Here is a 12,270-nt window from a genome sequence, read left to right on the forward strand (position 1 = left end):
TGAGCGGCTCGGGTGCTGTCTGTTGTTCCTGAGCAGCCGGTGCGGCTGCCGTCTGCTGTGCAAGAACCGCCGTGACGGGTGTTGTTATCAAAACCGCGATTGCGCTGCCGAGCGCGATGATCGTCTTTTTGATCATCTATCCAGCCTCCCTCGTGTATTGGGCAATGGCACGGGCGCTTGGACTGGCGCGCGGGACAGCCCCCTGTCGACGCTTCTTGTTCTGCAATTTCAAGCTGATCGCGCAGCAGTCTCTGACCACAGCCGTCATCAGTCAATGGAATCTCTAGAGGAGGCCGGCGGATCGGGAAGCCCGGCAGGCGTATTCTACTGTATGTTACTGCCCCACGGTTGCCGTGGGCGTGCCATCCACGTGACGGTAGAGCTTGCAAGGTGCCGGCGAGCATAGAGCTGCGGGTGTCGGCTGTTTCGCGTCAGGGGGAAGGGGCTAGCATGGACGAGGATCCTTCCCGATCGAATGTGGTCCGCAATGGAACGAACGGGTCGCCTTCCATCGAGGCGAAGATCACGGATATCGCCCGGATCGGCATCGTCGGGCTTCTGGCCTACTGGTCTCTGACGCTGATCGCACCCTTCGCGATCATTCTGATATGGGCGGCAATCCTCGCGGTGGCGCTCTTTCCCGCCTATGCCCGGCTGGGACGCTTGCTCGGCTCGCGGCGCCTTGCCTCATTCCTGATCACGCTGATATGCCTCGCCGTCATCGTCGCCCCGCTGACTGCGATCGCGGTCAGTTTTGCCGAAGGGTTGCAGGCGCTGCTTGCCAGGCTTGCCGACGGTTCGCTGAGCGTACCGGTCCCGCCGGAATATATCCGCACGTGGCCTGTCGTCGGCGAGCGCATACATGCGGTCTGGAGCATGGCGTCGGGCAATATCGAAGCACTGCTGAGCAAGATCGAACCGGCGCTGATGCAAGCCGGGACCAAGGTTCTCGGCAAGGTCGCGAGCGTCGGCGCCGAGGTCTTAAGTTTCGTGGTCTCGGTGTTGATCGCAGGTTTTCTCTTCGGTTCGGCGGAGCGGCTGGCGGAAATGGCACAGCGCTTTGCCGGCAGGATCGGCGGCCAGCGGGGCATCGGTTTCCTCAAGCTGGCGACGGCGACGATCCGCAACGTGGCGCGCGGCGTCATCGGCGTGGCGCTGCTACAGGCATTTCTGTGCGGACTGGTGCTCAGCCTGTTCGATGTTCCGGCGCCTGGCGCGATTGCCTTCGTCGTGCTGATCCTCTGCATCATCCAGATCGGCCCCGCGCTGGTGTTGCTGCCCGTCATGATCTGGGCCTGGTTCACCATGGATTTCGGTCCGGCGCTGTTGCTGACGATTCTGTTGATCCCGCTGTTCGTCATCGACAATGTGATGAAGCCGATCCTGGTGGCACGCGGGCTGTCGACGCCGACGCTGGTGATCCTGCTCGGGGTGCTTGGCGGCACGCTGTCCTATGGCCTGATCGGTCTTTTTCTCGGGCCGATCGTGCTGAGTGTCGCGCATGATCTGCTGATGGTCTGGGCGCGCTCTGATGCGGCGCCAGAGAAGGCGGCTGCACCCGCCGTCCGTGACGGCGAGCTTGAACCCGGCAATATCTGATCAGCGTATCGCGCTGGTGGTACCTGCCTGCTGATACTCCGCTTCGGGCACAGCAACGCCGGCGGCGCGCAGGCCGTCGAACAGGCGGTGCTGATCCTCGGGACGGTGAAACTGAAGGGCAATCGCTTGCCCGAGGTTACCGAAGAGAGCCGGGGCGTTGGTCTCGAACCACTTTCGCTCCTCACGCGCCTGGTCCGCCTTGCCGAGCTTTCCGAGAATCGCAAGCAGCAGGACCCGGTCGGCCGGGTTGGCGCCCGGATTGGCGAGGCGCGTCCACCGTTCGGCGGCGACGTAGTCGCCGGCGAAATAGGCGCAGCTTGCCAACCCCCTTTCGAAAACGCCAGTCTGGCCGAGGTTGCGTTCGATTGCGTCCGACAGGAGCTTGCAGCCCGCATCCCATTGGCCCGACTGCGCGAGCCGGAGGCCGTATGCGCCGGCAAGTTCGGTGTCGTTGGGATTGATGGCAAGCGCGCGGGCGCCGACGGCCAGGGCAGCATCGACTTCGCCGCGAGCGAAGAGGACGAGCATCTGTGCTTCGAGGGCGCGAACGTCGAAGGGGGCAAGATCGACGGCGTGCGCCGCCGCTTCGCCAGCCTGTTCCAGCAGCCCTGCTGAGGCCGAGGGATCGAGGCCATTGCTCAGCGCATCTATATAGCTCATCGACAGAAGCGCCCAAGCGGTGGCGTAGGTCGGGAATTGCCGGGTCGCGCGCTGCAGGCACTCCTCGGCGGAGCGACGGGATTGCGGATCGATGTCGCCGCGATGGTCGTAGTAGGTGAGGGAGCAGGCATAGGCCTGCCAGCCCTCGGGAACCGAACGCCTGAGTTCGGCTGCGCTTGCCTGGAAGATGGCGCCATAGGGTTCTGCCACCGCGCTCGAGACCGCGGCCGCCGTCCTTGCCTGCTGATCGATGACGTCGCCGGACTGCAGTCGTTCGTCGTAGGTGTTCGCCCAGACGACCGCCCCGTCGGATCGCTGGATGAGCCTCACGACCAGCCGCAGCCGCTCTGCCTCGAGCCTTACCCGTCCCTCAAGCGCATAGGTTTGATCGGCCGGTGTCCGTAACGGATCGCTGACCGTGACCGGTACGATCTCCTTGAATTTGGCGAGGTTGCTCACGACTTCGTCCGTCAGCCCCTGCGCCATCATCGCCGATTGCCGCGTCCCCGAGATGTCCTCGAAAGGCGTGACGATCACCTTCGGAATATTTGGCCGACTGGCCGCCGTACTGTTGTCACCGGAAAGAAGCAGCAAGCCGGCCGACAGACCGGCGAGGCCACAGACAAGCGCCGCAGCGCCAAGCAGGATGCGGCGGAGATGACGCCAGCCGACCGGCGCGGCTTCGGACGGTGGCATTCCGCTTTCTCTAACGGGTGCTGGCTGCTTTTCGGCTCGTCTTTCGAAGGTCGGCACATAGGCGCCCTTCGGCATCCGGATCACGATCGGGTCGCTGCGTCCGGCGACGAGGTAATAGCGTTCGAGTGCCCGACGAATGCGGCCCGCCTCGATCCGAACGGCGGGATCCGTTTGCGGGTCGAAGGAGGAATCCCGGCCGAAAACCTCGGTGGCAATGGAATAGGCCTTGATGCGGTCGCCGCGCCCGGCCAGCGTTTCCTCGATGACATAGGCCAGGAATTTACGGTCGCGGTCTGGAGCATCGAATTCGGCGCTCAGGCGAATGCGCTCAAGCTGTGCCAGAACCTCCACGCTGCTGGGCGGAGATATGGTCTGTTCGACGCCGACGTCCTGCTGGTCCCCGATGGCCATCACGCGCCTCCATGGGCACAATGTGAGATTGTATCCGGCGGCAGTGTAGTCTCCCGTATCCTACGCACCGGTTCGGTCGGAGCGCAACATTTATTCGCGTCGGGCTTCACGTTCCTTGCCGAGGTTGCGCGGGCGCGCGCTGACGATGCCGAAGACGCGGGGCGCGGCCGGGCGTTTCGCTTGCCGATGTCATTGATCAGCGCCGAACGGGAAGCGGCAGCGGCATGCCCGTTCGCCGATACCGGTTTGCCTTCTGTCGACCGCAAATCGTGGCAAATGAAGTCGACAAGGCTTCTAGTTACGGACGCCGTTTCGAAGCGGGAGACGTGGCTTGTCGGTGGGCGTGCGGAACATGTCCGCTGGCGCCGGGCGTCCGACGTGGAAACCCTGGACATGGTCGATCCGAAAGCGCCGCATCAGGGCCAGTTGCTCGTCGGTTTCCACGCCCTCGATCAGGATCTTGTGGCCGCGGTTGCGCACGAGCCCGATGATGTCCTGCAGCATCGCGCGGCCCTTCGGCGTGGCGCAATCGTGCAGGAACGACCGGTCGATCTTCACCGTGTCGAAATCGATCAGGCGCAGCCAGGAGAGGCCGGCGAAGCCGGTTCCAAAATCGTCCAGCCAGATGCGGATGCCAAGGGTCTCCAGGTCGCTGATGCAGCGCAGGATGCCCGAGTGCATCTCCATCTCCAGCCCTTCGGTGATTTCGAAGGCGAGCCGGCTTCCGGCAACCCCGGTTTCTCCCAGGATCGCCGCGACCGAGGTCGCAAAGCCCGGCGTCTTCAGCTGGATCGGCGAGACATTGACGCTGACCAAGGGAACGTGATTGTCGACAAGCAGTTCGCGGCACACGGTCTTTATCGCCCAGCGGCCGAGATCGAGAATGGCGCCGGTCCGCTCGGCGACCGGGATGAACAGGCTTGGCGGAACCGAGGTGCCATCCAGCATCGTCAGGCGCATCAGCGCCTCGACGGCATCGACCTCGCCGGTCGTCACGTTCGTGATCGGCTGGTAGACGAGGGATACCAGGTTCTGGTCGACGGCGATCTTCAGGAGGGCCGCGATGTTCTCGCTCTCGTCGCTGCTCTGCGGATCGTTCGGATCGAACAGCTTCGAGCAGTTTCGCCCGCTCGCCTTGGCGGCGTAAAGCGCGCGGTCGGCCTCGTGGATGATTTTCTCGAGCTTGGCGCCGGTGTGGTTGCGGGTGAAGGCGGCGCCGACGCTGACGGTGACGATGGACACGCCGTCGCGTCGCTGCTCGTGGATCAGCCCCATGCTTTCAACCGTGCGGCAGATGACCTCCGCAAGCTCGGCCGCCTGCTCGCGCGTATCCAGGCGAGCAAGGACGATGAACTCCTCGCCGCCGTAGCGGCCGATCGAGCCGTGATAGTTCCTGATCGCTTCGCCGAGCGCATTGGCCACGAGAATGAGGCAGCGGTCGCCCTCCTGGTGGCCGTAGCAGTCGTTGTATTTCTTGAAGAAATCGACATCGATCAGCATGGCGGTGAAGTTCTTGCCGAGCTTCTGCCAATCGTTCCAGTAGTCGCGCAGCTGCTGATCGATGGCGCGGCGGTTGTCGAGACCGGTCAGCGGATCGGTGTTGGACAGCCGCAGAAGCGCCATTCCCCGCTCGGATGCTTCGTTCTGCTGGATCTTCGCCTCGAAGGCGTTGAGGAAAACCTTGTAGCGCTCGCGGTTGAGCTTCCAGTTCACATAGGAGGTGAAGACGAAGCAGGAGACGTAGAACGTTCCGAAGGCGATCAGGTAGGCCGGATCGTGTTCGGAGAAGAACGACAGCGCGATGAAAAACGTCACCAGCACGATGCTGGAGGCGACCACCGAGAGGCGGAACCGTAAGCTGAAAAAGAGATTGGCGCCCATCATGAAGATGGCGCCGAAGATCATGTAGTAGGACATGCTGCTCGTATCGGCCGTCATCATCGCCGGAACGAGCCAGCCTATGTAGCCGAAGACGAGGGCTGCGGCGCAGGTGCCGTCGAGCCATTTGGTCTGAGCCTTCAGCCGAAACAGGATCTCGAAGGTCAGAAGCGAGCCGATGCCGACAAAGAGGCGCGAGACGATCGTGTAGAAGGCGACGTCGGGGACGAGCAGGATGTCCGGGATGAAGAAGAGCAGGTAGACGACGACGGCAACCCACAGCCCCTGCCGGGTCGAGGCGCGCCGGCCAGCCTCGCCCTCCATACGATAGAGAGTCTGAAGCTCAGCCAGGTGCGGCCTGTGCGGCTGCTTGTGTAGGTCGATGTCAACTACGTCGGCCAACGTGTGCTTCATGCACTGATCCATCGCGCTGCGTCACGGTCAACGGAAATCTGTCGTCGCTTTTCCATCAATGGACGTTGTTTCGGACACTCCCTGCGTGTTCGCCGCGGCCCATATGCAACAAGGGCGGGAAACGCTGCGAGGCATGATAGGAGGTGTCCATTAAGTTTTGTTAAATTAATGGGTCAGGGCATCTGCGAATCGGTATCACCCAAAGGGGTGAGCTCCGAGTATTTACCTTATTATATACAAAAACTTGCATTCCGAGCCGTAATGCGCGCATCTTCGCGACTATTGTTAACAAAGCTTTAACGGATGGTCTCGCGTGCGCCAATTTCAGACTGTTTTCGACGGTCAGAGCCTCATTACTCCCAAGGCAATGGCTGATGAGTTCGTTTCGCCCCGCGGCGAACGACATGACGAACAGCTCTCGACCGCCAAGGCCGAGCTCGCATTGATTCTCAGGGTCGCTCAGGAACAATTCATTCAAGGAACGGATGCGTCGAAAATTATCGACCGGCTCGCGGCCTCCCTCCACCATACCCGTGCCAAATACCACCCGAGCGTGTGGCAGGAGCTAATCCCGATTGCCCAGGATCACCCGGTTTCGGAGTACTTCCTGCAGGATCCGTTCACCCGGTGGTCGTTCGACAAGCCCAGGGGATATTCGGGTGACGCGCAGTTGCTCGACTTCATCTACGGCCATGCGAGCGTTGCCGGCGAAATCGAGCAGGCGTCCCCGGTCGGGCGCGCCCTTTACGACTACACGAAGGACGCTTCGTCCTCGGTGGCGGTGCGCGAGCGCCGCGATATCCTCACGCGCCACGTCGACGAGATCGCGGCGAGCCGGGGTTCCGAGGCGGAGATCCTGACGATTGCCGCGGGTCATCTGCGGGAAGCCAACCGCTCCAAAGCGCTCGAGGAACGCCGCATCAAGCGTTGGGTGGCGCTCGATCAGGATCCTCTCAGTGTCGGATCGATCAGCCGCGATTTCTCCGGCACGGCGATCGAAGCGGTCGACGGTTCCGTTCGCAGCCTGCTCGGCCGCGACCAGAAGCTCGGCACGTTCGACTTCATCTATGCGGCCGGTCTCTACGACTATCTCGCCGACAAGGTGGCCATCAAGCTGACGCATCGCTGCCTGCAGATGCTGAAGCCGAACGGCGTCTTCCTTTTTGCCAACTTCGCCCAGGACATCGGTGTCGACGGTTACATGGAGACCTTCATGAACTGGGCGTTGCTGCTGCGTTCCGAAGTGGACATGTGGAACATCATCCACAAGAGTGCCGGGAAGTCTGCAATCGATGCGCGCGTCTTCTTCGGTGCCAACCGCAACATCGTCTACGGCGTCATCCAGAAGCATTCCTGAGATTGCTTCGACGAACTGCCTCGGCTTCAAGCCGAGGCGGGCCGGCAACAGGAGACCGCAGGGTGCCGAAGGGCCGCTGCGGTTTCGTATTTCTCACGCTCAGTCTTGCGTGCGCAGAAAGCGGCTCAACAGGCGGTGTAGCAGCACGCCTTCCTCCTTCGGCTTGAAGCCGGGATCGACCGCGACCCTGCTGAAGATGCCGTCGATGATCGCGCCGATCCAACGGGCAGCGCCCTCCGCGTCGAGGGTCCTGTCGATCTGGTTTCGGCTGGCGGCGTTGCGCAGGAGTGCCACGAGCGCCGACTGGAGTTCCGCGTCGTTCGTCGCCGCGAGCGTCCCGATGCGCTCGTCACGCATCGCTTCGGCGGCGATTTCGAGCGCGAGGCTCGAATAGGCAGGATCGCCCGCGAGTTCGAGAACGCTATCCATAAAGCCCAGCAAGGCGGCGAACAGATCCTCCTCTTCGCCCAGCTTTCGGAAAATCTCCGCCGTTTCTTGACGTTCCTCTTCCACGATCGCCGCGATGATGGTGTGCTTGGTCGGAAAATAATGGAAAAGATTTCCCGGGCTCATGCCTGCCTCGGCGCAGATCTCGGCCGTCGACGTGCCGTGAAAACCCTTGCGCGAAAAGCAGGCGATTGCCGCATCGAGAATCAGCCGACGCCTGGCCGCATGTTTTTCGGGGTCGATCTTGCGCATCGCCGGTTCTCCTTGCATGCCGTTCAATTATTAGATCAAGCACTCTGATTTCGGTGGGCAGACGATCGGTGTCAAGGCCGCCGGCCGTTTGCACGATCTCCGCCATCTTCCCGCAATGCTCGTGTGTGATCTGCCTTACAATTGTCGCGTTTGATGAATTCTATTGTTAGATTGAATGATCTAATAAATTATCGACGCCCTTTGCCCGACCCGGGATCCGGTATCGCAGGCGCATCACGCCGCCGGCCCCGCCAATGGAAAGCCAATGAAATGAGACGTACAGTTGAGTTGAACGTCGCTCTCGCAGCGTTGCTTGTGATTGCGGCGGCTGCTGGTCCGGCGCGCGCCTCGGGGGAGGCCGCCGCCTCCGTTCCCGCCCCGTCTGCCACCCGCACGGTAACGACGCTCGTTGCCGACAGCCGCCCACAGCAATGGACACGCTCCTTTGCCGGCATCTTCGTTGCCCGCGAGGAGATTGCCGTCGGCACAACCTTGACTGACCAGCGTATCGCCAGTGTCGAGGTCGAGATCGGCGATCGGGTAGCCGCGGGGCAGGTGCTCGCCCGGCTGGAAACCGACATGCTGGAGAACCTGCTGCGCGAGGCCAAGGGCCGCGTCGCGCGCGCCAGTGCAGCGATGGCGCGGGAGGAAGAGACGGTCACGCAGGAACAGCGAAAACTCGCGCGCGCCCGCCAGTTGAGCCACCTTCAGGCCGCGACCATTCTCGAGGAACGCGTCTCCGCGCTCGCCCTTGCCGAACAGGCTGTCGAGGTCGCGCGGGCCGATTACGACCAGGCGGAAGCGCTTGAGGCCGAGGCGCGCCGGAGGCTCGATCGTGCCGTGATCGTGGCACCTGCCGACGGGATCGTTTCGGAACGGCTGGCGCGCGCCGGTGCGCTTGCGGGCTCGGACCCGCTGCTCAAGCTCATTCGTGGTGGCGAAATCGAGTTTGCGGCCGAAGTGCCGGAAACCGAACTGCCGTTGCTCGCGGTCGGCCAGACCGTGAAGGTCAAGCTTTCGGGCCGAGCCGACTGGCTCCAGGGGCATGTGCGGGTGATCAACCCGAAGATCGACCGCGAGACCCGCCTCGGCACCGCGCAAGTCACGCTGTCCACCGAGCGCCCGCCTTTCGCGGGCACGTTCGGCCGGGCGGAGATCGTGGTGGGCGAGCGCAAGGCGATCATGGTCGACGATTCCGCCCTGCTTTTCGGTGCGCCGGATGGCGCCGTCTCGGTCTTCGTCGTCGATGGGGGCCAGGTCGTGCGCAAGTCGGTCAAGCCGGGCATGCGCCAGGGCGGCAAGGTGGAGATTACCTCGGGCCTTTCGACCGGCGAACGGGTCGTCCTTAAATCCGGGGCGTCGCTGCGCGAAGGCGAAGCGGTCGCAACGAAAGACGTCCAGCCGACGCAGACGGGCGACCAGCAATGACGAGCAACATCTCCGCCTGGGCGATCCGCAAGCCGGTTCCGACGATCGTTCTCTTCGTCGTGCTGACGCTGATGGGGATCGCCTCGTTTCTGAGGCTGCCAGTCAACGCCAATCCGAGCGTATCCTTCCCGATCGTCACGGTGACGATCACGCAACCGAGCGCGCAGCCGGGCGAAATGGAAACGCAGGTGACGCGCCGCGTCGAAGGGGTCGCCTCCGGCCTTGTCGGGGTCAGTCACATCCGCTCGACCATTACCGACGGCGTCTCCACGACCACGGTCGAATTCAAGATCGGCACGGATCCGGACCGGGCGGCAAACGACGTGCGCGAGGCCGTGGCGCAGATCCGCGCCGACCTGCCGCAATCCATTCAGGAGCCGATCGTCTCGCGCCTCGACGTCGACGGTAGCGCCATCGTCTACTACGCCGTGCGGGCGCCCCACATGTCGGAAGTGGAGCTGTCCTGGTTCGTCGATGACACGATCACCAGCGAACTGCTGACACTGCCCGGCGTGCAGAAGGTGCAACGCCTCGGCGGCGTCAGCCGCGAAGTGCGCGTTTCGCTCGATCCCGAACGGCTGCTGGCGCTTGGCGTAACGGCCGACCAGGTGAACACGGCGCTCAGGGAAATCAACATCAACATCCCGAGCGGTCGCGGCGAAATCGGCGGGCGCGAGCAGTCGATCCGCACCGTCGGCAGTGCCGGCTCGGTGGACGAGCTCCGGCAGCTTTCGATCCCGCTTGCAGGCGGCCGCTGGCTGCAGCTCTCCGACATCGCGACGATCGAGGACACTTCGTCCGAGCCGCGCAGCTTTGCCCATTTCGATGGCGAACCGATCGTGAGCTTCTCGGTTTCGCGCAGCAAGGGAGCGAGCGACACGGTCGTTGCCGAGCGCGTCATCGAGCGGCTGAAGGAGATCCAGGCGCGCACCCCCGGCGTCGAGATGACCGAGCTGATCTCTCTCGTCGAGTATACGCAGGAGAGCTACGATGCGGCCGTCACGGCTTTGATCGAAGGCGCACTTTTGACCATCGTCGTCGTCTTCGCCTTCCTGCGAAACTGGCGGGCGACGCTGATCTCGGCGCTTGCCATGCCGCTTTCCATCCTGCCGACCTTCGCGGTGATGGACCTGCTCGGCTTCACGCTCAACGGCATCAGCCTTCTGGCCCTGACGCTGGTCATCGGCATTCTTGTCGACGATGCGATCGTCGAAATCGAGAATATCGAGCGGCATGTCGACATGGGCAAGCGGCCGTTCATCGCGGCAATCGATGCGGCCGATGCGATCGGCCTTGCGATCGTCGCAACGACGCTGACGATCGTCGCCGTCTTTGCGCCGGTGAGCTTCATCGGTGGTGCGGTCGGGCAATATTTCAAGCAGTTCGGCCTGACCGTCGCGATCGCCGTTCTGTTCTCGTTGCTGGTGGCACGCCTGCTGACGCCGCTGATGGCGGCCTATCTGTTGCGGCCGAAACCTGGTCACGGCCATGCCGTCAAGCCGTCGCGCATCAGCGACGCCTATCGCAGCATGCTCGGCTGGACCCTCGATCACCGCAAGACCGCGCTTTCGATGGTCGCGCTGATCTTCGTCGGCTCGATCGCGCTTTTGAGCATGCTGCCGACGGGTTTCATGCCGACGAGCGACAGCAACGTCTCGCAGCTAAAGATCACGCTGCCGCCCGGCACAAGGCTCCAGGAAACCGCGCGCATTTCCGACGATCTGGTGGCCAAGCTCAAGGAACGCAAGGAAGTCGAGAACGTTCTGGCGACGACCGACAGTCTCAACGAGGTATCGCTGCGCATCAAGCTCAAGCCGCGCAAGGAGCGTGAACTCGACCGCAAGTCCTTCGAACTGTCGTTGCGGCCCCTGCTGGCAGAGACCCCCGACATTCAGGCAACCTTCTCCTCGACCGAAGGCGCGAAGGACCTCTCCATCTACCTGACGGGCGATGACCCGGAAACGTTGATGGCTTCGGTGCGGCGTCTGGAAAACGAGATGCGTGCACTCCCCGGGCTGGTCAGCGTTCGGTCGACCGAGCCGCTGCTTTCGCCCGAGCTTCTGGTCAAGCCGCGCTTCGACGAGGCGGCAAGGCTCGGCGTGTCGGTGACCTCGATCGGCACTGTCGCCCGTATCGCGACGATGGGCGACAGCGAGAGCAACTCCGCGCGGTTCAACCTCGGTAACCGCCAGGTGCCGATCCGGGTGATGCTCGACCGGTCGGCCCGCGGCGATTTCGACACCTTGCGCAATCTGCGGGTGGGCACGAATGCGGGTGCCCTGGTGCCGTTGACTTCCGTCGCCGACGTCTCCTTCGGTGCCGAGGAAAGCAGCGTCGAGCGTCTCGATCGCAAGCGTCTGATCGCCGTCGAGGCAAACCTCAACGGCATGACGCTCGGCACGGCCTTCGAGGCGATTTCGGCATTGCCGGCCATGAAGGAACTGCCCGCGGGCGTGTCGCAGGCCAACTATGGCGACGCGGAATACATGTCGGAGATGTTCCGCAACTTCGCCCTGGCGCTGCTTGCCGGCATCCTGATGGTCGTGGCGGTTCTGATCCTGCTGTTCAAGGATTTCCTGCAGCCGGTGACCATCCTCGTTGCCCTGCCGTTGTCGATCGGCGGCGCGGCGCTGGCTTTGATCCTGTTCGGTGCGGCACTCGACCTTTCGTCGATGATCGGGATCCTGATGCTGATGGGGATCGTCTGCAAGAATTCGATCCTGCTGGTCGACTATGCGATCGAGTGCCGCAACGAAGGTGCCGACCGGCGCACGGCGCTGCTGACGGCGGGCGTCACCCGCGCGCGGCCGATCATCATGACGACGATCGCCATGGTGGCGGGCATGGTCCCGGCAGTCATCGGCGTCGGCGCCGGTGCCGCCTTCCGCGCGCCGATGGCGGTTGCGGTGATCGGCGGCCTGATCACCTCGACGATGCTGAGCCTTGTCTTCGTGCCGGTGATGTTCACCGTGATGGACGACATCAACACGAAGATGGGCCGCTGGCTGAAGCGCTTCTCCTCCGTGACGGACGAGGACCACGCAGCGGATGCGGCCCGGATCGGCAAGGAGGGCGCACCCGGCGCGGCCGGATAGCGTCCGCGCTGTTCCCGGCATGATCATTGTCGA

At 63.2% G+C, this 12,270-nt stretch carries 7 protein-coding genes; 4 read left to right on the top strand and 3 right to left on the bottom strand.

Features of this window, described 5'->3' with window-relative positions; all coding sequences use genetic code 11:
* Positions 1-450: 450 nt before the first annotated feature.
* Positions 451-1,599 carry an AI-2E family transporter gene (locus IB262_RS17595; RefSeq protein WP_034787228.1) on the top strand — a complete coding sequence of 383 codons (1,149 nt, stop codon included), beginning with the start codon at positions 451-453 and terminating at the stop codon, positions 1,597-1,599.
* Here IB262_RS17595 and IB262_RS17600 read toward each other — a convergent pair whose 3' ends face one another.
* The gene (locus tag IB262_RS17600) at positions 1,600-3,366 is read right to left on the bottom strand and encodes a hypothetical protein (RefSeq protein WP_112976339.1); all 1,767 of its coding nucleotides are present in this window, start codon (positions 3,364-3,366) and stop codon (positions 1,600-1,602) included.
* A 294-nt stretch (positions 3,367-3,660) separates the two neighbouring features.
* The gene (locus IB262_RS17605) at positions 3,661-5,658 is read right to left on the bottom strand and encodes an EAL domain-containing protein (protein ID WP_034787225.1); all 1,998 of its coding nucleotides are present in this window, start codon (positions 5,656-5,658) and stop codon (positions 3,661-3,663) included.
* Positions 5,659-5,971: 313 nt separating this feature from the next.
* On the opposite strand from IB262_RS17605, the gene IB262_RS17610 reads away from it, so the two are divergent.
* A complete protein-coding gene (locus IB262_RS17610) occupies positions 5,972-7,015 on the top strand; it encodes a class I SAM-dependent methyltransferase (RefSeq protein WP_112976340.1) in 1,044 nt (347 codons plus the stop codon).
* Positions 7,016-7,114: 99 nt separating this feature from the next.
* Here the strand turns inward: IB262_RS17610 and IB262_RS17615 are convergent, their stop codons facing one another.
* Complete coding sequence (locus IB262_RS17615; protein ID WP_112976341.1) at positions 7,115-7,714, bottom strand: TetR/AcrR family transcriptional regulator; 600 nt, start codon at positions 7,712-7,714, stop codon at positions 7,115-7,117.
* Between the two features lie 270 nt (positions 7,715-7,984).
* On the opposite strand from IB262_RS17615, the gene IB262_RS17620 reads away from it, so the two are divergent.
* Positions 7,985-9,142, top strand: a complete 1,158-nt coding sequence (locus tag IB262_RS17620) for an efflux RND transporter periplasmic adaptor subunit (protein ID WP_162728813.1) — start codon at positions 7,985-7,987, stop codon at positions 9,140-9,142.
* The gene (locus tag IB262_RS17625; protein ID WP_192493719.1) at positions 9,139-12,237 is read left to right on the top strand and encodes an efflux RND transporter permease subunit; all 3,099 of its coding nucleotides are present in this window, start codon (positions 9,139-9,141) and stop codon (positions 12,235-12,237) included. The genes IB262_RS17620 and IB262_RS17625 overlap by 4 nt, the downstream gene beginning before the upstream one ends.
* Positions 12,238-12,270 lie beyond the last annotated feature (33 nt).

The sequence above is a fragment of the Ensifer sp. ENS02 genome (assembly GCF_014851885.1).
GTDB classification, from domain to species: Bacteria; Pseudomonadota; Alphaproteobacteria; order Rhizobiales; family Rhizobiaceae; genus Ensifer; species Ensifer adhaerens.